At 71.8% G+C, this 22265-nt stretch carries 24 protein-coding genes; 13 read left to right on the forward strand and 11 right to left on the reverse strand.

The features are described from left to right. Nucleotides 1-128 precede the first annotated feature (128 nt). From BDD16_RS15525 to BDD16_RS15545, 5 genes are read left to right on the forward strand one after another with little or no spacing between them, the layout of a single operon-like run. A complete protein-coding gene (locus BDD16_RS15525; RefSeq protein WP_179634784.1) occupies nucleotides 129-2183 on the forward strand; it encodes a sigma-54-dependent Fis family transcriptional regulator in 2055 nt (684 codons plus the stop codon). Then, nucleotides 2116-2754: a flavoprotein gene (locus BDD16_RS15530; protein ID WP_179634785.1), complete on the forward strand. Its 639-nt coding sequence runs from the start codon at nucleotides 2116-2118 to the stop codon at nucleotides 2752-2754. Before BDD16_RS15525 ends, BDD16_RS15530 begins: the two co-directional genes overlap by 68 nt. Next, nucleotides 2724-4118, forward strand: a complete 1395-nt coding sequence (locus BDD16_RS15535) for a DUF6513 domain-containing protein (RefSeq protein ID WP_179634786.1) — start codon at nucleotides 2724-2726, stop codon at nucleotides 4116-4118. Before BDD16_RS15530 ends, BDD16_RS15535 begins: the two co-directional genes overlap by 31 nt. Then, nucleotides 4115-4711, forward strand: coding sequence for a DUF447 domain-containing protein (locus BDD16_RS15540; RefSeq protein WP_310732897.1), 597 nt, complete (start codon nucleotides 4115-4117; stop codon nucleotides 4709-4711). The genes BDD16_RS15535 and BDD16_RS15540 overlap by 4 nt, the downstream gene beginning before the upstream one ends. Beyond that, nucleotides 4708-5469, forward strand: coding sequence for a (5-formylfuran-3-yl)methyl phosphate synthase (locus tag BDD16_RS15545; protein WP_179634787.1), 762 nt, complete (start codon nucleotides 4708-4710; stop codon nucleotides 5467-5469). The genes BDD16_RS15540 and BDD16_RS15545 overlap by 4 nt, the downstream gene beginning before the upstream one ends. On the opposite strand, the gene BDD16_RS15550 is transcribed toward BDD16_RS15545, so the two are convergent. From BDD16_RS15550 to BDD16_RS15560, 3 genes are read right to left on the reverse strand one after another with little or no spacing between them, the layout of a single operon-like run. Further along, nucleotides 5388-6008: an amino acid kinase family protein gene (locus BDD16_RS15550; RefSeq protein ID WP_179634788.1), complete on the reverse strand. Its 621-nt coding sequence runs from the start codon at nucleotides 6006-6008 to the stop codon at nucleotides 5388-5390. The two genes, BDD16_RS15545 and BDD16_RS15550, sit on opposite strands and share 82 nt — an antisense overlap. Continuing rightward, the gene (locus BDD16_RS15555; protein WP_310732898.1) at nucleotides 6008-7138 is read right to left on the reverse strand and encodes a hydantoinase/oxoprolinase family protein; all 1131 of its coding nucleotides are present in this window, start codon (nucleotides 7136-7138) and stop codon (nucleotides 6008-6010) included. Before BDD16_RS15555 ends, BDD16_RS15550 begins: the two co-directional genes overlap by 1 nt. After that, complete coding sequence (locus tag BDD16_RS15560) at nucleotides 7125-8081, reverse strand: ATP-grasp domain-containing protein (protein WP_179634789.1); 957 nt, start codon at nucleotides 8079-8081, stop codon at nucleotides 7125-7127. The genes BDD16_RS15555 and BDD16_RS15560 overlap by 14 nt, the downstream gene beginning before the upstream one ends. On the opposite strand from BDD16_RS15560, the gene BDD16_RS15565 reads away from it, so the two are divergent. The 7 genes from BDD16_RS15565 (at nucleotide 8080) to BDD16_RS15595 (ending at nucleotide 14858) form a co-directional block, all read left to right on the forward strand. Beyond that, nucleotides 8080-8826, forward strand: coding sequence for a HisA/HisF-related TIM barrel protein (locus BDD16_RS15565; RefSeq protein ID WP_179634790.1), 747 nt, complete (start codon nucleotides 8080-8082; stop codon nucleotides 8824-8826). The genes BDD16_RS15560 and BDD16_RS15565 overlap by 2 nt on opposite strands. Before the next feature lie 145 nt (nucleotides 8827-8971). Continuing rightward, nucleotides 8972-10192 (forward strand): molybdopterin-binding domain-containing protein, encoded by a 1221-nt coding sequence (locus tag BDD16_RS15570; protein WP_246332568.1) that lies wholly within the window; start codon nucleotides 8972-8974, stop codon nucleotides 10190-10192. Beyond that, on the forward strand, nucleotides 10189-11850 hold the full coding sequence (locus BDD16_RS15575; RefSeq protein ID WP_179634791.1) for a formylmethanofuran dehydrogenase subunit A: 1662 nt from the start codon (nucleotides 10189-10191) through the stop codon (nucleotides 11848-11850). Before BDD16_RS15570 ends, BDD16_RS15575 begins: the two co-directional genes overlap by 4 nt. Further along, nucleotides 11847-12746, forward strand: a complete 900-nt coding sequence (gene fhcD / locus BDD16_RS15580; protein WP_179634792.1) for a formylmethanofuran--tetrahydromethanopterin N-formyltransferase — start codon at nucleotides 11847-11849, stop codon at nucleotides 12744-12746. The genes BDD16_RS15575 and fhcD overlap by 4 nt, the downstream gene beginning before the upstream one ends. After that, nucleotides 12743-13582, forward strand: coding sequence for a formylmethanofuran dehydrogenase subunit C (locus BDD16_RS15585; RefSeq protein ID WP_179634793.1), 840 nt, complete (start codon nucleotides 12743-12745; stop codon nucleotides 13580-13582). The genes fhcD and BDD16_RS15585 overlap by 4 nt, the downstream gene beginning before the upstream one ends. Nucleotides 13583-13608: 26 nt before the next feature. Then, entirely contained in the window at nucleotides 13609-14142 is a 534-nt protein-coding gene (fae, locus tag BDD16_RS15590) for a formaldehyde-activating enzyme (protein ID WP_179634794.1), read from the forward strand. Nucleotides 14143-14183: 41 nt separating this feature from the next. Next, nucleotides 14184-14858, forward strand: a complete 675-nt coding sequence (locus BDD16_RS15595) for an HAD family hydrolase (protein WP_246332569.1) — start codon at nucleotides 14184-14186, stop codon at nucleotides 14856-14858. On the opposite strand, the gene BDD16_RS15600 is transcribed toward BDD16_RS15595, so the two are convergent. The 6 genes from BDD16_RS15600 to BDD16_RS15625 are packed head-to-tail and all read right to left on the reverse strand — an operon-like array spanning nucleotide 14841 to nucleotide 20380. Next, nucleotides 14841-16451 (reverse strand): ATP-binding protein, encoded by a 1611-nt coding sequence (locus BDD16_RS15600; RefSeq protein WP_179634795.1) that lies wholly within the window; start codon nucleotides 16449-16451, stop codon nucleotides 14841-14843. The genes BDD16_RS15595 and BDD16_RS15600 overlap by 18 nt on opposite strands. A 30-nt stretch (nucleotides 16452-16481) precedes the next feature. Beyond that, a complete protein-coding gene (locus tag BDD16_RS15605) occupies nucleotides 16482-17012 on the reverse strand; it encodes a thioredoxin domain-containing protein (RefSeq protein WP_179634796.1) in 531 nt (176 codons plus the stop codon). After that, complete coding sequence (locus BDD16_RS15610; protein WP_179634797.1) at nucleotides 17009-17836, reverse strand: quinoprotein dehydrogenase-associated SoxYZ-like carrier; 828 nt, start codon at nucleotides 17834-17836, stop codon at nucleotides 17009-17011. Before BDD16_RS15610 ends, BDD16_RS15605 begins: the two co-directional genes overlap by 4 nt. Nucleotides 17837-17855: 19 nt before the next feature. Continuing rightward, nucleotides 17856-18857, reverse strand: a complete 1002-nt coding sequence (locus BDD16_RS15615; protein WP_179634798.1) for an MBL fold metallo-hydrolase — start codon at nucleotides 18855-18857, stop codon at nucleotides 17856-17858. A 15-nt stretch (nucleotides 18858-18872) separates the two neighbouring features. After that, a complete protein-coding gene (locus BDD16_RS15620; protein ID WP_179634799.1) occupies nucleotides 18873-19421 on the reverse strand; it encodes an SRPBCC family protein in 549 nt (182 codons plus the stop codon). After that, nucleotides 19418-20380, reverse strand: a complete 963-nt coding sequence (locus tag BDD16_RS15625) for a YncE family protein (RefSeq protein WP_246332570.1) — start codon at nucleotides 20378-20380, stop codon at nucleotides 19418-19420. The genes BDD16_RS15620 and BDD16_RS15625 overlap by 4 nt, the downstream gene beginning before the upstream one ends. A 63-nt stretch (nucleotides 20381-20443) precedes the next feature. Between BDD16_RS15625 and BDD16_RS15630 the strand changes: the two genes are divergently transcribed. Next, nucleotides 20444-21007 carry a DUF3280 domain-containing protein gene (locus BDD16_RS15630; protein WP_179634800.1) on the forward strand — a complete coding sequence of 188 codons (564 nt, stop codon included), beginning with the start codon at nucleotides 20444-20446 and terminating at the stop codon, nucleotides 21005-21007. A 17-nt stretch (nucleotides 21008-21024) separates the two neighbouring features. Here the strand turns inward: BDD16_RS15630 and BDD16_RS15635 are convergent, their stop codons facing one another. After that, nucleotides 21025-21885: a quinoprotein dehydrogenase-associated SoxYZ-like carrier gene (locus tag BDD16_RS15635; protein ID WP_179634801.1), complete on the reverse strand. Its 861-nt coding sequence runs from the start codon at nucleotides 21883-21885 to the stop codon at nucleotides 21025-21027. Next, on the reverse strand, nucleotides 21882-22256 hold the full coding sequence (locus BDD16_RS15640; RefSeq protein WP_179634802.1) for a hypothetical protein: 375 nt from the start codon (nucleotides 22254-22256) through the stop codon (nucleotides 21882-21884). The genes BDD16_RS15635 and BDD16_RS15640 overlap by 4 nt, the downstream gene beginning before the upstream one ends. Nucleotides 22257-22265 lie beyond the last annotated feature (9 nt).

A 22265-nucleotide genomic window follows, 5' to 3' on the forward strand; every position in this document is an offset into this window, starting at 1 on the left:
GCTGAAGCAGGGTGCACGATCGGGGGTTTTCTTGGTGAAACCCCAGATGTACCGTGCAGGATTTCACACAAGAATGCAGATGGGTTCCGGCGATGACATCCGCATTGCCAGCCCGCAGGAGCGAGAACATGGGCATCAGTCTGCTGAGCACTGGTCAACACGCGGAGCGTGTCTTCGACGTCGTTCGCAGCGGCTTCGAGGATGGTGGCAACGACGTCGTGGCCCGCTCCTGGCGGCGCTGCCTGGACGAGTACCTGCTGCACCCGGACCGCCCGCGCGACCTGCGCTCGCTGGACGCGCAGGCCCTCGAAGACCGCCTGCAACGCATGGCGACGCTGCTCGACAGCGCCCGCCACGAGATGTCGACGCTGTTCCAGCAGCTCGCCGACCAGGAGTCGGCGGTGGTGCTGACCGACACCGATGGCGTGATCCTGCACATGGTGGCCGCGTCCGCCTTCGCCGAGGAGATCGCGCCGATGGGCCTGCGCCCCGGCGTGGTCTGGAGCGAGACCGAGGCGGGCACCAATGGCATGGGCACCTGCCTGGCCGCGGCGTGTCCGGTGGCCGTGCGGCGCGAGGACCATTTCTACACGCAGTTCACCGGCCTGACCTGCTCGGCGGTGCCGGTCTACCACCCGTCGGGCGAGATGGTGGCGGTGCTGGACGTGTCGAGCCGCTCGTCGCTGATGCAGCAGCACCTGCTCGTGCTGCTCGGCATGACGGCGCGCATGATCGAGAACCGGCTGATCGACCAGTGCTTCCGCGACGCCTACCCGCTGCATTTCCACAGCCGCCCCGAGTTCGTCTACACGCTGCACGAGGGCCGCCTGGCGGTGTCGGACGACGGTCGCATCCTGGCGGCCAACCGCAGCGCGCTGTTCCAGCTCGGCCTGCAGTCGGTCGCGGAGATCCGCGCGCGCCGGGTCGAGGACATCTTCCAGACCTCGCAGGACGACCTGCTGCAGCGCAGCAACCTGTCCTCGTTCCACCCGGTGGTGACCTACCGGGCGCATGCGTCGCACCGCTTCTTCGCCGTGATGCGCCGCCCCGCACAGGAGGCGGGCACCTCCCAGACCAGCCCGCCGGTCATCCAGGTGCCCGGACCTGGTCGGGTGCTGTCGACCCGTGCTGCACCCGTGCCACGTTCCTCGGGCGCAGTGGCCACCATGGGCGATCCGCAACTCGCCCGCAACCTGGCGGTGGCCCGCCGCGTGATCGCGCGCCAGACGCCGGTGCTGCTGTGCGGCGAGACGGGCTCTGGCAAGGAAGTGTTCGCCCGCGCCGTGCACGACGGCAGCCCGCACGCCGACGGCGCCTTCGTCGCGATCAACTGCGCGAGCCTGCCGGAGAGCCTGATCGAGTCCGAGCTGTTCGGCTACCGCGCCGGGGCCTTCACCGGGGCGCAGCGCAACGGCCGGCGCGGCAAGATCCTGCAGGCCGATGGCGGCACGCTCTTCCTCGACGAGATCGGCGACATGCCGCTGGAGCTGCAGGCGCGGCTGCTGCGCGTGCTGGAAGAGCGCCAGGTCACGCCGCTCGGCGCCGAGGAGACGCTGTCGGTCAACTTCCAGCTCCTCAGCGCCAGCCACCGCGACCTGCAGGAGCTGATCGCCGAGGGCCGCTTCCGCGAGGACCTGTACTACCGGCTGGCGGGGGTCGAGCTGCGCCTGCCCGCGCTGCGCGAGCGCACCGACCGCCGGGAGCTGATCCGCAGCCTGCTGGTGGCCGAGGGCGGGGTGGAGGTGGCGCTGTCCGCCGAGGCGGAACGGCTGCTGATGGCGCACCCCTGGCCGGGCAATGTGCGGCAGCTGCGGCATGTGCTGCGCTCGGCCTGTGCGCTGGCGGATGGGGACGAGGTCCGGCCGGAGCACCTGCCCAGCCTGACGCGGGGCGCCACGGTGGGCGCCTTGCCGGCACCCGCGGCGGCCGAGACGGCGCCCGAGATGCCGGCACCGATCTTGCCTGCGAGTGTGGCGGCCACCGCCGCGGCCGAGGAAGCGGCCACCGCGGAGGCCGTGTCCCGACTCAACCCCATCCTCGCCAACGAGCGGCAGGTGCTGATCAAGCTGCTGGAGCACCACCGCTGGAATGTGAGCAACGTCGCCAAGGCGCTCGATGTCAGCCGCAACACTCTGTACCGAAAGCTCCACAAGCTGCACATCCAGATCTCCCACGCCGACTGAGGGCCCTCGGTCGCGCTTCGCCTGGTGCCTGACGGGTTCGGGCCACGGCCTGTCCGAGTCGCTGGCGCTGGCCGGGCGGCTGCCGCAGGTCGATCTGTTCCTCTCGGCCGCGGGCGAGGAGGTGCTGGCGATCTACGGCATCACGCTGGCGTCGCTCAAGACCCGATTCCGCGTGCTGCGCGACAAGAGCGCCAGCGCCACGCCGGTCGGCACGCTCTACAGCGACGTCTACCACTCGGTGGTCATCGCGCCGGCCACGAGCAACACGGTCGCCAAGTGCGCCCTCGGCCTGAGCGACACGCTGCCCACCAACATGTTCGCGCAGGCCGGCAAGCTCGGCATTCCCAGCCTCGTCTTCGCCTGCGACACCGAGCCGGTGGTCGTCACCCGCGCGCCGCACGACTGGGTGACGCTGCGCCCGCGCCGCATCGAGCTGGACAACGTCGAGCGGCTGCGCGCGATCGACCACTGCCGCGTCGTGGCCTCGGTGGCGGAACTCGAACAGGCGCTCGATCAACGACTGCAGCAACTGGCCCTGGCATGGAACGCCCCGAGCACGTCCTCTTCCTGACCGGGCGGCTGGCGCTGCCGGCGCTGACCCGCGTGCTGACCGAGCTGGGCGCGCTGCCGTTCACCTGGGAGATCCGCGAACTCGGCCTGCAGGTGGCGGCGCTGATGACGGCCGAGATGGTCCGCCGCCGCCTGTCCACGCCGGTCGCGGCGGACCGGGTCATCGTGCCGGGCCGCTGCCGGGGCGATCTGGCGGCGCTGTCGCAGGCGCTGGGCGTGCCGGTGGAGCGCGGGCCGGAGGAGCTGAAGGACTTGCCGCGCTTCTTCCGCCGCGCCGCGAAGCCGGTCGACCTGAGCGCCTGGCGGGTGCAGATCTTTGCCGAGATCACCGACGCGCCGCGGCTGACGATCGCGCAGGTCGTCGCCCGGGCGCAGTCGCTGCGGGCGGATGGCGCCGACGTGATCGACCTCGGGAGCCTGCCGGACACGCCGTTCCCGCACCTCGAAGACTGCGTGCAGGCGCTGAAGTCGGCGGGGCACCGCGTCAGCGTCGATTCGCAGTCGAGCGACGAGCTGCTGCGCGGCGGCCGGGCCGGGGCCGACTACCTGCTGAGCCTGACGCCGCAGACGCTGTGGATCGCTGACGAGGTGGCATCCGTGCCCGTGCTCATCGGTGCCGAGCCGGGCGACGAGGCCGGGCTGTGGGCGGCGATCGAGACGATGCAGCGAAGAGATCGCCCGTTCATGGCGGACGCGATCCTCGACCCGATCCCGTTCGGCCTCACGCGCTCGATCGTGCGCTACCACCGGCTGCGCGAGCGCTTCCCCGACGTGGCGATCCTGATGGGCACGGGCAACCTGTCCGAGCTGACCGAAGCCGACACCAGCGGCATCCACGCCGTGCTGCTCGGCCTGTGTGCGGAGCTGGACGTGGCGGCGATCCTGACCACGCAGGTCAGCGGCCACGCGCGCCGGGCGGTGCGCGAGGCCGATGTGGCACGGCGGATGATGCACGCGGCGGTGCAGCTCCAGACGCTGCCCAAGGGGCTGGGTGACGCGCTGATGACCGCGCACGACAAGCATCCGTGGCCTGACAGCGCCGACGAGATCGCGACCACCGCCGCGCAGGTGAAAGACCCGAACTTCCGCATCCAGGTCTCGGCCGAGGGGCTGCACGTCTACAACCGCGACGGCGTGCGGCGCGCGACCGACGTGATGGCGCTGTGGCCCCAGCTCGGGCTGGAGGGCGACGCCGGGCATGCGTTCTACATGGGCGCGGAGCTGGCGCGGGCCGAGATCGCCTGGCAGCTCGGCAAGCGCTATGTGCAGGACCAGCCGCTCGACTGGGGCTGCGCGGTGGAGCGGCCGCCGGACGACAAGCTGGCCTGGTGTGCGCCGGCGCCGACGAAGGGAGCCCGGCCGTGACCCAGGCACTGAACGACGTGATCTATGAAACCGTGGTGACCACGCGCTGTACCGATGGCCGTGTCCACGCGGCGCCGATGGGCGTGCGCTACCGCGGCGCGCAGGTGGTGCTGATGCCGTTCCGGCCGTCCACCACGCTGGACAACCTGCTGCGCGAGCGCGTGGCCGTGCTCAACATCGTCACCGACACGCGGGTCTTCGCCGGCTGCGTCACCGGGCGGCAGGCGTGGCCCACCTGTCCGGTGGCGGACGGTCTGGGCGCGCGGCTGGCGGTGGCGATGCGCCATCTGGTCTTGCGGCTGGCGGGGGTGAGCGATGACGCGCAGCGGCCGGTGCTGACGCTCGACATCGCCGAGGACGTGACCCACGCGCCGTTCCCCGGGCTGAACCGGGCGCAGGCGGCGGTGATCGAGGGGGCGGTCCTGGTGAGCCGGCGCCACCTGCTGCCGCGCGAGCGCATCGCGCGCGAGCTGGCGCAACTGCAGACCGCCATCGACAAGACCGCGAGTGCGGTGGAACACGAAGCCTGGGGCTGGTTGCAGCAGGCGATGAACGAGCTGAAGACGCCGATGGCGGGGGAACAGACGCGATGAAGATCCTGGTGAGCGTGCGCGACATGGCCGAGGCCGAACTGGCGGCGGCCGCAGGGGTGGGGTTCATCGACCTGAAGGAGCCCTCGGACGGGGCGCTGGGCGGGTTGCCGGTCGAGACCATCGGCCCGGTTGTGCGGCGCCTGCGCCACCTGGCGCCCGGCGTGCCGGTGACCGCGACCATCGGCGACTGGCCGGCGCATGCGCTGGCGGCGATCCGCCAGCGTGTGCTGGCGGTGGAGGCCTGTGGCGTGGACCACGTGAAGGTGGGCGTGGTGCCGGGCATCGGGGCGGCGGCACTGGTGCGGGCGCTGGGCTGGATGGCGTCGTCCGGCGTGCCGGTGGTGCCGGTGCTCATTGCAGACGACGGCGTGCAGGCGGATCTGCTCGACCTGATCTGCCAGCAGCGCTTTGCCGCCGTCATGCTCGACACGGCCGACAAGCGCGGCGGCACGTTGCTGCAGCGGGTGCCGGCGGCGGCGCTGGCGGGGATGGTTGCCCAGGTGCGCCGGCACGGTGGCCTGGCCGGGCTGGCCGGTGCGCTGCAGTGCGAGGATCTGCCCGCGCTGCATGCGCTGTCGCCGGATTTCGCCGGCTTCCGCTCGGCCGTGTGCGCCGGGGACCGCCGTCTGGGCATCGACGACACCCGCCTGCGGCGCCTGACCGGGCTGGTGCCGGATCAGGACACCGGGCGGTCGTGGCGGCCGGCCAGCCTGGGCGCGCGGCCCAGCAGCAGCGCCCGCAGATCGTCGAGCTGGTAGCCGCCCAGCACATCGATCGGCAGCCCGCCCTGCTGCGCCAGCGCGGCGAAGCGCCGGTCCAGCACCTCGGCCTCGACCAGCTGGCGCACGCTCATGTCGGCGTCGATGTCGCAGGCCTTCAGCACCACCAGCCGCTCGGCATTCAGCCGCTGGGCCAGCCCGAGCGCGATGCTGTCCGAGGTGACGTCCCAGTTGGTGTCGGCGTCCGGCTGGTGGCGCAGCAGCTCCAGCGGCATCCACAGCGCCACGCCACCGCGCCGCAGCACCAGCGGCACATCCGCCTCCCGGCTGACCGGCTGCAGCGCCGGACTCAGGCCGTGCAGCATGTAGGCGTTCTGGACCATCGCGAGGATGGCCATGTTGTGCGCCGGCAGGTCGTCCAGCGCCCAGCGGGTCTGCAGGCGCCGCACCTCGTCGGCCAGAAGCCCGCCGCCACACACCAGTGCAATGCGCCCACCGCCGAGCTGGGTGACCAGCGAGAGCCAGTCCGGCAGCCGTGGGTCGCTGCAGAAACTGCCACCGAGTTTGATGATCCACATCAGACGTTCCCCCTCGCGGCCTCGAACGGTTTCCCGGAATGATCATCTCGCCACAGGGCGGCGACGGCAACCCCGGGAGCACCCACCCGTGTCCAGTCGGCGAGGGTGGCGGGCGGGTCTGTGCCCAGCGTGGCGACATCGCGGCCGTAGTCGAGCACCGGATGCCCGCGCAGGGAGGCCTCCAGCACGGACGGCACGAGGAAGGCGCCGCAGCCCGCGGCGACGAGGTGACCGGCCTGCGCTGGCGTGCCGGCGTGGCGGTCCAGCACGCGCCGGACCTGCCCCGCGATCTCGGTGCACTGCGCCGCCCGCCAGGTGTGCGCGAAGGCCAGCCAGTCCGCATCGCTGCCGTCCCGCGCATCGCAGCCGACCAGCCGCGCCAGCCGCGCCCGGGTGGCGGGCAGCGACTTGTCGGCGCCATCGGCGGTGGGCTGCTGGTCGTGGGCGGGGTCGAGTTCGCCGGTGAGGCGGTAGACATCGGCGGTGGTGGCGAACCACTCGTTCATCACGTTGAGCGTCTGGCCCTGGAACACGGTGCGCGGTGCCAGCGCACACAGCGGTGTCCGCACGACGCCCTGATAGACCAGCTCGCCGCTGGCCAGCCGGTCCCGGTCGCTGAGGCTGTCGCCGAGCACGCGGCCCTGGTCGAAGGCGATCACGTCGGTGGTGGTGCTGCCGATGTCGATCAGCAGGCCGCGGCCGAGCCGGGCCGCCGTGTGCTGGGCGCAGGCGCGCCAGTTGGCCGAGGCGATCGCGGGCCAGTGCGCCGCGGCCTGCGCGGGCGCGACCCAGTGCTGCGGGCCGGCGTAGAGGTGCACTGGGCCGGGCAGGCAGGCCACCAGCGTCTGGCTGATCCGGTGCACGCCGTCGGCCCGGTCGGCGAACAGGTCGACCATCTCGCCGCTCATCGTCACGGCGTGCACGGCGCGGTCCATCGCCTGTGGCCAGCGCGCCCGTGCCTGGGCCAGGGCGTCCTCCAGATGCACCAGCCCCTGCCACAGCGGACAGGCCCACTGCGCCACGTCGCGCACCCGGCCCCCGTGCAGCCAGCAGGCCTTGAGGTGCGCGCCGCCGACGTCCCAGCCGATCACGTCCTGGGGCATGTCCGTGCCCCGGTCATCGGCAGGCACGGAGCACCTCGCTGGCCAGGTTGCGCCCGAGGGCGTCGGACAGTCCGGCGTAGGCATTGGTGACCCGCGCGTTGACCTCGATCGGGACCGGGCCGTGCTGTGCGTGCCAGACCAGATCGATGCCGACGAAGCCGCGCAGACCGGGCAGCGCTTCGGCGATGGCGTCGGCCATGGCCTGCAGCGCCGGCCAGCGCGGGTCCCGGGCATCGGCGCCGGTGTGCGTGACGCCGATGTAGTCGAGCCGGCCCGAGGCGCTGCAGTGCAGGTGCTGTCGGTTCAGGCTCAGCAGCGCGGGGCGCACGCCGGTGCCGCACAGCAGCGACAGGCTCAGCGCCTCGCCCTCGACCCAGGGCTGCAGCGTCACGCACGCGCCTGCGGCTGTCCGGCGGGCGGCGAGCGCCTGCGCCGCGCCGTGGTCGTCGAGCACCACGGTGTCGACCGCGCCCGCGCCCACATCCGGCTTGACCACCCAGCGCCGCGCCTGTCCGGGCGCGTCGAAGTCCCAGGGCGTGGGCAGGCCGGCGCTGGCCAGGCGGGCGAGGGTGCGTGTCTTGCTGGCGCTGGTGCGCAGCGCCGCGGCCGTGCTGCCCAGCCAGCGGGTCGGCGCGACCAGGGCACAGCAGGCCGACAGCAGGCCGTCGCTCTCCGGCGCGATCACCCAGACACCGTCGTGCCGGGCGGCCTGCTCGGCCAGGAAATCGAGTGCGGGTTGTCCGGGCCGGGCGCGCACGGGGTGCAGGCGTCCGCCGGGGTCGCGGTGGGCCGGCGCGCCCGCGCTGTCGGCGACGCGGACCTGGCCGATGCGGTCGGCCGGGAGCTGCAGCAGGTCCGCCGCCACGGCATCGCGCATGGCCACGCCGATCGGTTGCAAGGTGGCTTCGTCCGGGTGCCCCGGCATGCCGCCGGCGCTGACGAACTCGAAGACCAGTATCGTGTCAGCCATGGAATGGATCCCTGTCCTCGATGTGATGCAAGGCCGTGTGGTACGCGCCGTGCGTGGTGACCGCCGGTCCTACCAGCCGGTCGTGTCGGTGCTGTGCGCGGGCAGTGACCCGGTGACCGTCGCGCAGGCGCTGTGCCGCCACGCTGCGGCGTCCGTGCTCTACATCGCGGATCTCGATGCGCTGCAGGGCGGCGCGGTGCAGACCGACGTGCTGCGCGCCCTGGGTGCTGCGCTGCCCGGTGTGCGGTTCTGGCTGGACGCCGGTTTCGCGGACGTCGTGGCGGTCCGGGCGCTGCTGGCGCAAGTCGGGCCGGAGGTGGCCGCACGGATCGATCCGGTCTATGCCAGCGAGTCGCTGCGGGACACGCAGGCGCTGACCGAGCGGATCGACGCGGCCGACCGGCCGGGCCTGCGCGCGATCCTGTCGCTCGACCGGCGCGACGGGCAGCGGCTCGATCCGGCCGGGTGCTGGGAGCAGCCCGCGCGGTGGCCGGCCCGGGTGATCGTGATGACGCTGGAGCGCGTGGGCGCCCACACCGGGCCGGACCTGGACACGCTGGCCGAGGTGCAGCGCCGCGCGCCCGCCGCCCGGCTCATCGGCGCGGGCGGCGTGCGCGGTGTCGACGATCTGCAGGCGGCGGCGCAGGCGGGCGCGGTGGCCTGGCTGGTGGCCAGCGCCTTGCACGACGGCCGCCTGCCACCCGTCAGGGCGCAGGGCGGCGGAGGGTGCGGACCGGGAGCGTGAGCGCATGGCGCCATCGCAATCAGGTTTCATGCCACGCCCGCCACGGCGTTCCAGCCTGTTCCAGCGGGCAGCTTGCTGCTGAAACGCCACACTCTGTCGCGGGTCCGGACCGTGGAAGGGGCTGCCGCAGCCCGGTCGGGGTGGCATGCCGATTGCCTTTGCGATCGGCATGCGCCTTGATCCGAGCCCTGTCTGGACCTGTCCCTTCTGCCCGCTGCTGTGCGATGACCGGCCGGCGAGTGCGCCCGGCTGCGCCCTCGCCGAGGCGGGCCTGCAGGCGTGTCGGTGGCCGGTGGGCGCCGCGTGCCCGGCAGCGCGCATCGACGGCCAGCCCGCCACGCTGGAGGCGGCGCTCGCGGCGGCAGCGCAGCGCCTGGCCCGCAGCCGCCAGCCACTGATCGGCGGCTGGGGCACCGATGTCGCTGGCGCCCGCGCGCTGACCACGCTGGCCGAGGCGACGGGTGCGTTCTGTGACGCCGCGGCCGGCGAGGCGCTCAGCCAGACCTTGCGCGTGCAGCAGGACCGCGGCGGCTACACCACCACGCTGGCCGAAGTGCGCGAACACGCCGACCTGATCGTGATGGTCGGGCGCGGAGTGCTGACACGGGCGCCGCGGCTGCTGGAGCGGGTGCTCGACGGCCGGGCCACGCCCCCGCAGATCGTCCACCTGGATGCGCCGGGGGAGCTGCCCGACACGCTCGTGCGGCTGCACCTGCTGGTGGCCGAGAAGACACCCGCAGCGGCCGAGGCCCTGGCGTCCCCGGCGCTGGCCACGCTGGCCGCACAGCTGAAGGCGGCGCGCTACGCCGTGCTGGTCTGGGAACCGGCGCAGCTCGGTGCCCACGCGGCGCTGTGCATCGAGCGCCTGATGCAGCTCCTCCAGCGGCTGAACCAGACCACCCGCGCCGCCGGCCTGCCGATCGGCGGCGCGGACGGCGCGATGACCGCGCAGTACGTCCACGCCTGGCGCACCGGCCTGCCGCTGCGCAGCCGCCACGGCCCGCGCGGGCTCGAACACGATCCGCTGCGCTTCGGTGCCCCGCGGCTGCTGGCGGACGGCGCGGTGGATCTGCTGCTGTGGGTGGCAAGCTTTCCTGGGCAGGTGGTGGGTGGGGTGCCGGCCGCGGCCGGGTTGCCGCGCATCGTGCTGGGTTTGCCGGCGCTGGCGGCGCAGCTGGGTGACGCCCGGCACACGGTGTTCATTCCGGTGGCGACGCCGGGCGTTCACGCCGACGGGCACCTGTTCCGCGTGGACGGCGCTGTGCTGATGCCGCTGCACGCCCTGCAGCACGACGGACTTCCCGGCGTGGCGGCGGTGGTGGACACCTTGACGCAGTCCCTGGCGCCGGGGAGGGCGGCGGCATGAGCACGATCCGGTTGCACGGTGGCCGCCTGCACGACCCGACCAACGGCGTCGACGGTGACGTGCGCGATCTCGTCGTCCGCGACGGGCGCATCGACCGGCTGGCGCCCGGTGAGCCAGCGGATGAATCGATCGACATCAGCGGCTGCGTCGCCATGGCCGGCGGCATCGACCTGCACACCCACATCGGCGGCGGCAAGGTGAACCTGGCCCGGCTGCTGCTGCCCGAACACCACCGCGGCGGCGGCGATGACCCGTGTCGCCACGTCACGCCCGGCACGCGCGACACCGGCCGGCGCTACGTGCAGATGGGCTACACCGCGGCGTTCGAGCCCGCGATGGTCGCCACCAACGCCCGCCACGCCCACATGGAGATGGGCGACACCCCCATCCTCGACCACGGCGCCTACGCGATGCTCGGCAACGACGAGCTGTTCCTGCAGATGCTGGCCGAGGGCGCCCACCCGGACGAGTTCCGCGACCTGATCGGCTGGACCTTGCACGCGACCAAGGCGATGGGCGTCAAGGTCGTCAACCCGGGCGGCATCTCGGCCTTCAAGTTCAACCAGCGCCGCCTGAACGTGGACGAGCCCCACCGCCACTGGCAGGTCACGCCGCGCCAGGTCGTCCACACGCTCGCCCGCGGATTGCACGCGCTCGGTGTGCCGCACCCGCTGCACATCCACGGCAGCAACCTCGGCGCGGCCGGCAACATCGCCTCGACGCTGGAGACCATCGACGCGCTCGAAGGGCTGCCCGCGCACCTGACCCACGTCCAGTTCCACGCCTACGGCAACGAGGGGCCGAAGAAGTTCTCGTCCGCTGCGCTGGCGCTGGCGGAGGCGGTCAATGCGCGGCCACAGCTCAGCGTCGATGTCGGCCAGATCATCTTCGGCCACACGGTCACCGCCTCCGGCGACACGATGCGCCAGTTCGCCAACGCCGGGCTGGCCAACCCGCGCAAGGCGATCTTCTCGGACATCGAGTGCGAGGCCGGCTGCGGCGTGGTGCCGTTCCGCTACCGGGAGGCGAGCTATGTGAATGCGCTGCAGTGGGCGATCGGGCTGGAGATCTTCCTGCTGGTGCGCAACCCGTGGCAGGTCGTGCTGACCACCGACCACCCGAACGGCGGCCCCTTCACCAGCTACCCGCACCTGATCCGGCTGCTGATGGACCGCTCCTTCCGCGAGGAACAATTGGCCAAGCTGCACCCCGAGGTCGCCCAGTTCAGCGCGCTGAAGTCGATCACCCGCGAGCTGACGCTGCAGGAAATCGCCATCCTGACCCGCGCCGCGCCAGCGAAGCTGCTCGGCCTGCGCGACCGCGGCCACCTGGGCGAGGGCGCGGCGGCCGACATCGCCGTCTACCGCGACGACGCCGACCGCGAGCGCATGTTCACCGCGCCCGAGCTGGTCTTCAAGGACGGCGTGCTCGTCTCCCGCGCTGGCCGCCTCACCGCCGAGCCAGTCGGCGGCACGCACTTCGTCGCGCCCGACTACGACCTGTCGTTTGCCCAGACGCTGCGCCGCCGCCACGCCCGCCACGGCTCGGTCAATCCCGACCACCTGGTCATTGGCCACGACGAGCTGTGCGCCTGCGGGCGGGGCGGGGCGCTGCTGCCGGTGGCGTGTCTGCAAGGTCAGGATCGGGGCGCGCCATGACGGTCCTCATCGACGACACCTTCGCCGAAGCCTTTCCGATGAAGGCGACCCGGCTGCTGATCACCGCGCACAACCTCACCTGGGCGCGCCACGCCGCCGTCGCCGCCACGGGCTTCGCCACCTCGGTGATCGCCTGCGGCTGCGAGGCGGGCATCGAGCGTGAACTGTCCGCCGACGAGACGCCCGACGGCCGGCCGGGTCTGGCGGTGCTGCTGTTCGCGATGAGCGGGAAGGAGCTGGCCAAGCAGGTCGAACGCCGGGTCGGGCAGTGTGTGCTGACCTGCCCGACCACGGCGGTGTTCGCCGGGCTGCGCGAGGGCGAGCCGATCGCGCTGGGCAAGAACCTGCGCTTCTTCGGCGACGGCTGGCAGCAGTCGAAGGTGATCGGTGGTGTGCGCTACTGGCGCGTGCCGGTGATGGACGGCGAGTTTGTGGCGCAGGAGACGACACCAGTGGTCAAGGGCGTCGGTGGCGGCAACCTGCTGTTCCTGGCGCGTGACACCGACGCCGCGCTCGCCGCGGCCGAGGCGGCGGTCACGGCGATGCGGCGGCTGCCGGACGTGATCCTGCCGTTCCCGGGTGGTGTGGTGCGCTCGGGCTCGAAGGTGGGCAGTCGGTATCCGGTGCTGATGGCGTCCACCAACGACGCCTTCTGTCCGACGCTGCGCGGGCTGGCCAAGCGCAGCGAACTCGACGAGCGCATCGGCTGCGTGATGGAAATCGTCATCGACGGGCTGAGCGAGGCGGCGGTGGCGGAGGCCATGCGGGTCGGCATCGAGGCCGGTGTGGCGCTCGGCACCGCGGGCGGGCTGCTGAGGATCTCTGCTGGCAACTACGGCGGCAAGCTCGGGCCGTTCCACTTTCACCTGCACCACCTCTACCGGGTGACGCCATGAGCGGCCATCGACTCACCTTGCGCCAGACGCCCGCGCTGCGGCTCGATCTGCGCGGCGTGCTGCCCGACACGCTGGCGGGCCTGTCCGTCGCGGAGGTCGAACGCCTGCCGCTGGCCTGTGGCCGCGACCTCGTGCCGCTGGCCGAGTGGTTCACGGTCGAGGCGACTCCGACCGCCGACGCTGACACCGTGGCGGCGCTGCACCTCGTCGGCGACCTGTCCCGGGTCGATCACATCGGCCACCAGATGGCGTCCGGACGGCTGCGCATCGACGGTCCGGTCGGCGATGGCCTGGGGGTGCAGATGCGCGGCGGGGTGATCCGGCTGCACGGCTCGGCGCGCGATCAGGTCGGCTGCGAGATGAGCGGCGGCGAGCTGCACATCGACGGCGACATCGGCGACTTCGCCGCGTCGACGCTGCCCGGCAGCATGGACGGCATGCGCGGCGGGCTGCTGGCGGTGTGCGGCTGTGCGGGCGACCGGCTCGCCGACCGGATGCGGCGCGGCACGGTCCTCGTCGGCGGCGCGGTCGGTGATTTCGCGGCGTCGCGGCTGGTGGCGGGCACGGTCGTGCTCGGCGGGCGCTGTGGCGTGCATCCGGCCTGGGGCATGCGCCGGGGCAGCGTGCTGTTCGCGGATCCGACGGTGGCGCCGATGTCGCTGCCCGGCTTCGTCACTGGCGGGGGCGAGATGGCCGTCGCGTGGCAACTGATGGCGCGTGACCTGGCGCGCCACACCGATTTCCCCGCGCTCGCCGACCTGCCGCGCCGCGCCGTTCACCGCCTGCGCGGGGATCTGGCGGTCGATGGCATGGGCGAGCTGCTCTTTGTCACCTGATCTGCACCTGAAAGGAAATTCATCCGATGTCACTGCCGTACACCTTCCATGCCGGCGAAGCCACCGTGCTGGCCGCCGAGGGCCAGTTCACCGACGCGATGCCCGAGATCCTGATCGGCCGCGTCGACGGCCCGGTCGGGCAGGCCTTCGCCAACATGATGGCGCAGAGCAAGGGCCACACCGCGATGTTCGCGATCCGCGCCTGCAACCAGCTCGTGCGCCCGGCGACCATCACCGTTCCGAAGGTCACGCTCAAGGACATGGCCAACATCGACCTGTTCGGCGGCGTGGTCCAGAGTGCGACCGCCGATGCGGTGCTCGACTGCGTGATCGAGGGTCTGATCCCGAAGGACCTGGTCAACGAGCTGTGCATCATCAGCCTGGTGTGGATCGACCCGCGCTGCGCCAAGGATCCGAGCCTCGACAAGCGGGACATGTACCGCACCAACTACGAGGCGACCAAGCTGGCGCTGCGGCGCGCGCTGAACCACGAGCCGACGATCGACGAGCTGATCGCCAACCGGCATGCGATCCGGCACGACATGGACGACTGGACCTGAGCTGACACGGCGGGGTCGCGCGCTCGGGGCATGATGGCGCCATGCTGCAGATTGCCCTTTTCGACCTCGACCACACGCTGATCCCGTTCGACACCGGACTCGCCTGGACCGATTTCCTGATCGCCCGAGGTGTGTTCGACGACGCCGTGCGCGTGACCTACCTCGACCACTGCCGCCAGTACGCCGCCGGCACGCTCGACATCCGCGAGATGCAGCGCGCCAACGTCGGCGCGTTGCGCGAGGTGCCGCCGGCCGACGTGGCGCGCTGGATCGACGACTTCCGCGAACACCTCCGCCCGCGCGTCCCCGCGGCGACCCGTGCGCTGGTGGATGGCCACTGCGCGCGCGGCGACCTCTGCGCCATCGTCACCGCGACGCCGCGCTTCCTGGCCGAGCCGCTGGCGGCGCTGTTCGAGGTGCCGCACCTGCTGGCGAGCGAGTCCGCCGTCGATGCCCGCGGTCACCGGACGGGCGAGGTCGAGGGCGAGCCTTGTTACCGCGCCCACAAGATCGACCATGTGCAGCGCTGGCTGGCCGCGCGCGGGCACTCGCTGCAGACGGTGGGGCGGAGCTGGTTCTACTCGGATTCGGCGAATGACCTGCCGCTGCTGCAGGTGGTCAGCGATCCGGTGGCGGTGGCGCCGGATGCGCGGCTGCGGGCGCATGCGCTGGCGCAGGGCTGGCCGGTGATCGATCCGTCACCGCACTGCGGCTGAGTCGCGCGTGGCCGGGATCGTTTCCACCTCGAACCCGACCACGTTCCGGTCCTCGCGGCTGAACTCGACACCGATCAGGTGGATCGGTTCGCCGCGGTCACGGTATTTCCCGGCGTAGTCGCGGTCCTTGAGCTGCTGCAGCGCGTGGCCCTGGGGTGTCAGCTCGACGACCTTGAACTCGAACAGCCAGACCACGCCGCCGAACAGCACCGCCATGTCGATGCGGCCCTTGTTCGTCGTGTCCTCCACGCGGACATCGAGCCCGAGCGCGGCGAAGTGGCTGTAGAAGATGCTCGCGTAATAGCCTTCGAAGCCCGACAGCGCGTTGCGGCGGTACCAGTCGTGCGGGATGCTGGCGAAGAAGGCGTGGAACAGCGGGCGCAGCGCCGGCACATCCCCCGCCAGCAGCACGCGGTAGAGGCGGCTGATCTGCGGCTCGGGGATCTCGGCACTGCCCGACAGGTGGCGCAGCAGGCTGTCGTTCAAGCTGGCCTGGACCTCCAGATTGGGGTATTTCAGCGTCAGCTCGCGCCGCCCCGGGATCTCCCAGACGCTGTCGATCGTCAGGTAGCCGGCCTGGAACAGCAGCGCCTCGGGCTGCAGCGTCTCGACATCGAAGGTGGACAGCAGCGTGTCGGTGGCGACGATGCGGCCCAGGTCCGGGGTGAACGGGCGCCGGGCGGCGAGCAGGTCGACCAGGAACGTGGGCGTGCCGGTCTCGAACCAGTAGGGGCGGAATTGCCGGTTGCGGAACAGCAGCAGCAGGTCGAAGGGGTTGTAGACCGAGGTGCCGAGCCAGTTGTAGCCGTTGTACCAGCGGCGGATCTCCTCGCGGTCCAGCCCCGGCAGCTCCGGCGCGAACACGGTGTCCACGTCGTCGTCGGTGTAGCCGCACAGTGCGCTGTAGCGGGGGTCCAGCGTCAGGTCGGTCAGGTTGTTCAGGCCCGAGAACAGGCTGACCTTGCTGAACTTGCTCACCCCCGTCAGGAACACGAACTTCAGGTGCTCGTCGGTGTCCTTGAGCACCGCGTACACGTCCTTCAGCCCCTCGCGCATCTGGCGCGCCACCACCGGGTCGGTGATGTTGTCGAGGATGGGCTTGTCGTACTCGTCGATCAGCACCACCGCCCGCTCGCCGCGGCTGCGGTGCGCCTGCCGGATCAGGTCGGCGAAGTTGCCGGGCAGGTCATCGTCGGGCAGCCCGGCAGGCAGCGGCAGGCCGAGTGACTCCCGGTTGACACGCAGGTTGTCGCGGATGCGCTGGGCCAGCCCGGTGCCCGCGGGCGACACCCCACCCGAAAAGCTCAGGCGGATCACCGGGTAGCGGCGCGACCAGTCCCAGCGCGACTCGGCCGCCAGGCCCTCGAACAGTGGCCGATTCCCTTCGAACAGCTCCTTGAACGTGTCGATGAGCAGGCTCTTGCCGAAGCGGCGCGGGCGGCTCAGGAAATAGTGTGTCCCGGACTCGATCAGGTCCAGGATCAGCCCGGTCTTGTCCACGTAGTAACAATGTTCGCTGCGCAGCTTGGCGAGGCTTTGCAGCCCGACGGGCAGCTTGAGGCGAGGCAGTGCAGCGGCGGCGGGGGCATTCATCACTTCAGTTTAGACCAGCCTTGTGCGTCTTTACTCGACGAGCTCCAGGATCTCGATCTGCTCCGCCACCGTCTGGAACGTCCCCGTGCCGGCCGGCATCTGCATCAGCGGCTTGCCCGTCGTGGCGTCGAGCAACCACACGCTCGGGTAGACCAGCAGCCGCGCCCGCTGGTCGCCGATGGCGCGCTGGAAGTCGGCGTAGGGCAGGCGCCATGCCTCGGTGCGCAGGATGAGCTGGTTCGCGGTGACGGAGAGCTGGCTGCGCAGGTCGACGACGAGGTACTTCGGGGCGAAGCGCGGCACCAGCTCGCGCAGGTTGGCCGAGAGGAACTGTTCGTATTTGCGGCAGTAGGCGCAGTCGCTCGCGCCGAGGTAGACGTACAGCGCCTTGCCCTCGCGCCGGGCGCGTTGCTGGGCGGGGCGCAGGTCGAATTCGTGTTGCCCGCTGGCGCTGATCTGCGGCTGGACCGCGACCGGCGCATAGGCGTCCGGAAACGCCGCCTGCGCGGCGAACGACACGGCGACGGCCAGCGCCAGGACAGCGGAAGGCAGCGTCTTCATGGGGCGGCCCACGGATCGAGCGAGCCGGTGAAACGCCCGTCCTTCGTGTCCTCGACCTCGGCGGTCAGCAGGCCGCGCTCGCGCGGCACGAAGTTGAAGCGCCAGCTCGGGTTCTCGCTGACCGAGAAATCGGTCTCGGCGTCGAAGAGCCGCTGGTCGGCGTAGGCCACCTGCACGCGGCGCACGAAATGCGGCGGGATGTACATCAGGGACACCTGGTTCAGCTCGAAGCCGGTGTCGTTCGGGTGGACCACGCTGACCTCGGCGGGCGTGACGGCGCCAGGATGCAGCCCTTCAGGGAGCCGGAACTGCGTCTTGCCGATCTGGTGCAGTGCCGAGCGGTTGGGCGGCGCGCTGCAGCCGCCCGAGACCTTCACGTAGCGCGAGTCCATGTGCAACGCGCCGTTGTCGAGTTCGCCGATGACGCGCAGGTGGCTGTATTCGTCCACGCGCAGCCGGGTCTCGAAATCGGCCTGCCCGAGCGCGGGGGTCAGGTCGAGCGTGGCGGCGATCGGCGACGGGTTCTTGTCCACCAGCAGCGTCAGGCGCTTGAGGTAACGCTCGGGCGTCTGCGGCACGCGGGTGATGATCTTCACGGGCACCGAGGCGCCATAGGCTGCGCGCAGCGGCACGACGAGCTGCATCACGCTGTCTGCGCCGCTGGCGATCGGGCGCGTGCCGAAGAGCTGGCTGCGCAGGTGTTCCCACTGTTTCGAGCTGTCGCCGTGGCCGACGTTGGAGGGCAGACCACCCTCGGCCGCGCGCGCGGCAAACGGCCACAGCGCCAGGGCGAGCAGGCGGCGGCGGGCAGGGCGGATCGGCATGGCGAGTCCTTCGGTGGGTTCAGTTCGGGGAGGTGCGGGTGCCGGTGCCGAGCATCAGCGCCCGCTCCTGGCGCAGGAACACGATCGAGGCGTTGCGGCGGTGGGTGGTGTCGTAGTGGTCGTCGGTGGCGAAGTCGGGCAGGTCGGCAGCGTCAGCGACTTCGCTGAGCGGCATGCCCGCGGCGAGCAGGGCGGCGGTGCGCGCAGCCAGTTGCGTGAGGTAGCGCGCGACCCGGTCGATCAGCGCGGGGGACGAGGTGGGTCCGTGGCCCGGCACGACGTGCTGCAGCGACCGCCGGCGCAGGTCGGCGAGTGCCGCGTGCCAACCGGCGAGGTCGGCGTCCTGCACGTCGGGAATGGCGCCAGCGTCGAGCAGCGCGCCCGCGAACAGCGTGCCGGTGCGCTCGTCCAGCACGGCGAGGTGGCCTGGGCTCACGCCGGGGTGGTCGGGCGCGGCCATCAGCAGTCGAACCGGGCGGCCGATGTCGGGCAGCCGGTCGGCGGTGTCCGGGCCGAGGATCTCGATGTCAGGCCGAGGCACGCGCGTCCCCGCCAGCTCGTCGGCGCCGAGCAACGACACCAGCGTTTTCAGGCACCCCTCGCAGCGCGACGCCATCAGCCGCGCCGCGTCACGGTGCATCACGACGGGGACACCGGCCGCCTGGAACGCGGTGGCGCCGAAGAGGAACTCCTGCCGGGCGTGTGTCAGCACCAGCGCGCGCACCGGTTGCCGCGTCACCTGCCGGATCGCGGCCAGTCGCTGGACGCCGTGCCGATGCGACACACCACTGTCGACGGCGATCACGCCGGTCGGGCCGACGATGAAACCGGCGTTGCCTATCCGGCCGCGGGTGTCGGGACCGATCTCGCCGCGCACGCCCGGCAGCAGGAAGACGCCGTCAGCGACCTCCAGCGCGGCGCCATCCCCGCTGGCGGTCGGGTGGGTCGCGCAGCCGAGTGGCAGTGCGGCCATGCCCAGCAGCAGCCGGCGGCGGCGAGCGTCCGTGTCCGGTAGCGGCATGGGCCTCGGCATCGCTCATTTCCCTTCGACCAGCCGCTTCAGGTTCGCCAGCCCGCTCTGGTAGACGCCGGTCACGGCCTTGACCGCGGCTTCGTCGTTCTGGTCCGGCGGCGGGTCGTTGTTCGGGTAGCCGCGGTAGAAGGCGCCGCGCCACTCGACCTGCGCCTTGCCGCCGCTGTCGGTGACGCGGATCGTCGAGGTGTAGTTGGTGACGGGCAGGGGGCTGCCATCCTTGAGGCGGTAGTTGTATTTCCTCTGCGCCTCGTCGTGGCCTTCCAGCGTCTCGGTCAGCGCGCCGCCACCCTTGAGCTGGACGAGGCGGACCGAGCCGACGGTGTTGCCCTGGCTGGCCGGGCTGTCGGCAACGGCGGGGTGCCAGTCCTTGAGTGCGCCGAAGTCGCGGATGCGCGCCCAGACGGTGGCGGCCGGGGCGTCGATCGTGACGGTCTCGGTCACTTTCTGGCGGGTCGGGCCGTGGGCCTGGGTGGTCAGCGGCAGGGCCGTGGCGAGGGCGGTCGCGCCGAGCAGGGCGACGAGGTGGCGGGTGAAGGGGCGTCGTGTCATGGCGCGGATGTCCCGATGAAGGCGCCGAAGCCGCGCGGGTTGCGGCCGGTGGCGAGGGTGGTGATCAGGCGACCGCTGGCGGCGTCGAGCACCTGGACGTTGTCGTCCATCCAGTTCACGACGACGACCTGTGCGCCCCGGGCGGCGATGCCCTCGGGGTAGCCGAAGCCGGTCAGGGTCTGCAGCGGGCGCAGCGTGTCGGGGTCGTAGACGCTGACGGTGTCGTCGTGCTGGTTGGTGATGTAGAGCCGCCGGCCCTGGTCAGCGAGCGCCGCGCCATAGGGGGCCTTGCCGACGGGCAGCGTGGCGATCACGGCGTGGGTGCGGGTGTCGATGACCGAGACGTTGTCGCTGAGCACGTTGAGCGCATAGAGCCGCGCGCGGGCGGTGTCGAGCAGCAGCGCGAACGGGTGCTCGCCGACCGGCACCCGCGCCACCACCTCGGCCCGCGCGACATCGACCAGCGCGACGCGGTTGTCATCCCGCTCCGCCACCCATGCCTGCGAGCCGTCAGGAAGCGCGGCCACGCCCGCGGGTGCCCGGCCGAGCGGCACGCGGGCGAGGGTCTGGCGGCTGGCGCTGTCGATCACCTGCAGCGCGGCGCCGTACCAGTCCACGACGAAGAGCCGCTGGCCGTCGGCGCTGGCGTCGAGGCCGACCGTGCCCTGGCCGCCGGGGAAGGTGGCGGTGACCTGCTGGCGCTGCACGTCGATGACCGACAGGCTGTGGTCCTCGGCGTTGGCGACGAACACCTCGCCGCGCCGGCTGGCGGCGACCACGCCCGCCGGCGCCTTCCCGACCGGCACCGTGGCGACGACGCGCAGCGCATCGAGGTCGATCACGGTCACGTCGTGGCTGCCCTGGTTGGTGATGTAGGCGCAGGTGCAGGCGTGACCCGCCGCCGCAGCCGCTGCGGTTGCCGGGCCGGCGAGCAACAGCGCACAGGCGGCGGCGATCAAGGCACGCGGCTTGCACCGTGGAGCAACCTGTCCCAGGTGTTCCACGCCCAGAAGGAGTCCGCCATGCCTGCCGTGCCTGAAAAGACCGCCGATGTCCTGCGCCGTCGCGCGCTGCTGTTCGGGGTGGCCTGTGTGCTGCCCGTGGCGAGGGTGCGGGCGCAGGCCGAGGGGCCGGGGCTGGCCTTCGCCGGCTTCGAGCTGATCGACGAACAGCCCGATCCGGCGCGCACTGCACTGCAGCCGCCCCGGCTGACCCGCATCGGCGCGCAGATGGCCCGCGGTCTGCACGAGCGCGGCCTGTACCGGGTGGTCGCGTCGGATGGCGTCACGGCGGCGGTGGAACAGGTGCGCCGCAGCGTCGATCTGCTGCACCGCTGCAACGGCTGCCTCGACCCGATCGCCGAAGCGGCGCAGGTGCGGCTGGTCGGCGTGGGCTGGGTGCAGCGGGTCAGCAACCTGATCCTCAACCTGAACCTGGCGGTGTGGGATGTGCCGCAGGACCGCATGACGCTGACCAAGTCGGTGGACATCCGCGGCGACACCGACGAGTCGTGGCGCCGCGGCGTGGACTACATGCTGCGCGACATGGTCGAGCGCCGCGCGCGCCAGCCGCGCTACGGCCTGTAGCTGCCACCGTCCCGGCGTCACCGCAGGTCCTTCAGCGCGATCGACCCGCTGAAGCGGCGGTCGAAGGTGTCGACCGCCTCGGCGCGCAGCGCGCCCGTGCCGCGCGGGACGAAGCGGAAGCGCAGCGTCGGGTTCTCGCTCAGCGCGAAGTCGACTTCCGCCGACAGCAGCAGGCGCTCGCCCTGCCACAGCCGCACGCTGCGCACGAACTGCGCCGGGGTGAACTGGCGGGTCGCCTGGTTCATGGCCAGGCCGGAGTGGTTGGGGTGGTGGACCATCCACTGCACGGTCAGCGGTGTGCCGCTGGCGAGGCTGGCGCTGACCTCGGCGGAATCGGCGCGCCACAGCATGCGGCCCATGGCGGCCTGCACCGCCGCCTCGTCGCCGCCCGGCGGGGCCGAGCAGCCGCCGGAGGCCTTGACGAAGCGGGTGGCCATCAGCAGCCGGCCGTCGCGGGTTTCGGCGATGGCACGGACGAAGGTGTACTCGTCCACCCGCGTGCGGGTCTCGATGTCGGGCAGCGCGCCGTCGGGTGGCAGCTCGACCACGGCGGCCACTGGCGACGGGTTGTTGTCGATCACCAGTGTCAGGCGCTGCACAGACTGTGTCGTGTCTGGCGCCAGCGTGCTGCGCAGCGCCATCGGCACGAAGGCCGGATCGTCCGCCCGGCGGGGCGCGGCGAGTGCGATCTGCCCGGCGGCGGGCGCGCTGTCGATCGGCCGGTGGCCGAACAGCGCCGCACGGACGGTCTGCCAGCGCGGGCTCGCGTCCGGATCGTCCCCGGCCGGCAACTGCGCCCGCGCCGCAGCGGTCAGGCCCAGCAGCCCGGCCGGGAACGCCCGGCGCGTCAGCTGCAGTCGGTCGGCAGGGGTGTTCATGGGATCACGAAGCAGGCTTTCTTCACCCGGGTCTGCAGCGCGCGGTAGCGCTTGATCAGGTCCTGGAGCGGTTCGTTGTCGCGGATGTAGCCGCCGCGCTCACCGCTGATGGTGGTGGCGTTGGCGGCAGTGGACATGTTCACGTAGTCGTCGAAGCTGATCTCGGCGGCCAGGTGCTCCTGGGCACAGGCGCACTTGTTGACCATCTCGTAGTGCCCGCCGCCCGGGTGGCTGCGCATGCACTCCTGGACGTAGAGCACCCGGTCGACGGTGGGGAAGTCGTTGTCACGGGCGGTGGCGGGCGCCGCGCCGGCCAGCAGGCCGGCGAAGACCGCCGTGAACAGGACAAGACTGGCAGGGGGACGGTGCATGGAAACTCC

Source organism: Sphaerotilus montanus (assembly GCF_013410775.1).
Taxonomy (GTDB): Bacteria; Pseudomonadota; Gammaproteobacteria; order Burkholderiales; family Burkholderiaceae_C; genus Sphaerotilus; species Sphaerotilus montanus.

What these genes read in the sequence shown, in the direction of transcription:
- BDD16_RS15605 (WP_179634796.1), bottom strand. Translation starts at nt 17,012, where the DNA reads ATGAAGACGCTGCCTTCCGCTGTCCTGGCGCTGGCCGTCGCCGTGTCG.
- BDD16_RS15620 (WP_179634799.1), bottom strand. Translation starts at nt 19,421, where the DNA reads ATGACACGACGCCCCTTCACCCGCCACCTCGTCGCCCTGCTCGGCGCG.
- BDD16_RS15635 (WP_179634801.1), bottom strand. Translation starts at nt 21,885, where the DNA reads ATGAACACCCCTGCCGACCGACTGCAGCTGACGCGCCGGGCGTTCCCG.
- BDD16_RS15550 (WP_179634788.1), bottom strand. Translation starts at nt 6,008, where the DNA reads ATGTGGATCATCAAACTCGGTGGCAGTTTCTGCAGCGACCCACGGCTG.
- BDD16_RS15610 (WP_179634797.1), bottom strand. Translation starts at nt 17,836, where the DNA reads ATGCCGATCCGCCCTGCCCGCCGCCGCCTGCTCGCCCTGGCGCTGTGG.
- BDD16_RS15535 (WP_179634786.1), top strand. Translation starts at nt 2,724, where the DNA reads ATGGAACGCCCCGAGCACGTCCTCTTCCTGACCGGGCGGCTGGCGCTG.
- BDD16_RS15575 (WP_179634791.1), top strand. Translation starts at nt 10,189, where the DNA reads ATGAGCACGATCCGGTTGCACGGTGGCCGCCTGCACGACCCGACCAAC.
- BDD16_RS15615 (WP_179634798.1), bottom strand. Translation starts at nt 18,857, where the DNA reads ATGCCGCTACCGGACACGGACGCTCGCCGCCGCCGGCTGCTGCTGGGC.
- BDD16_RS15595 (WP_246332569.1), top strand. Translation starts at nt 14,184, where the DNA reads ATGCTGCAGATTGCCCTTTTCGACCTCGACCACACGCTGATCCCGTTC.
- BDD16_RS15545 (WP_179634787.1), top strand. Translation starts at nt 4,708, where the DNA reads ATGAAGATCCTGGTGAGCGTGCGCGACATGGCCGAGGCCGAACTGGCG.
- BDD16_RS15585 (WP_179634793.1), top strand. Translation starts at nt 12,743, where the DNA reads ATGAGCGGCCATCGACTCACCTTGCGCCAGACGCCCGCGCTGCGGCTC.
- BDD16_RS15640 (WP_179634802.1), bottom strand. Translation starts at nt 22,256, where the DNA reads ATGCACCGTCCCCCTGCCAGTCTTGTCCTGTTCACGGCGGTCTTCGCC.
- fhcD (WP_179634792.1), top strand. Translation starts at nt 11,847, where the DNA reads ATGACGGTCCTCATCGACGACACCTTCGCCGAAGCCTTTCCGATGAAG.
- BDD16_RS15600 (WP_179634795.1), bottom strand. Translation starts at nt 16,451, where the DNA reads ATGAATGCCCCCGCCGCCGCTGCACTGCCTCGCCTCAAGCTGCCCGTC.
- fae (WP_179634794.1), top strand. Translation starts at nt 13,609, where the DNA reads ATGTCACTGCCGTACACCTTCCATGCCGGCGAAGCCACCGTGCTGGCC.
- BDD16_RS15630 (WP_179634800.1), top strand. Translation starts at nt 20,444, where the DNA reads ATGCCTGCCGTGCCTGAAAAGACCGCCGATGTCCTGCGCCGTCGCGCG.
- BDD16_RS15530 (WP_179634785.1), top strand. Translation starts at nt 2,116, where the DNA reads ATGTCAGCCGCAACACTCTGTACCGAAAGCTCCACAAGCTGCACATCC.
- BDD16_RS15525 (WP_179634784.1), top strand. Translation starts at nt 129, where the DNA reads ATGGGCATCAGTCTGCTGAGCACTGGTCAACACGCGGAGCGTGTCTTC.
- BDD16_RS15560 (WP_179634789.1), bottom strand. Translation starts at nt 8,081, where the DNA reads ATGGCTGACACGATACTGGTCTTCGAGTTCGTCAGCGCCGGCGGCATG.
- BDD16_RS15570 (WP_246332568.1), top strand. Translation starts at nt 8,972, where the DNA reads ATGCCGATTGCCTTTGCGATCGGCATGCGCCTTGATCCGAGCCCTGTC.
- BDD16_RS15565 (WP_179634790.1), top strand. Translation starts at nt 8,080, where the DNA reads ATGGAATGGATCCCTGTCCTCGATGTGATGCAAGGCCGTGTGGTACGC.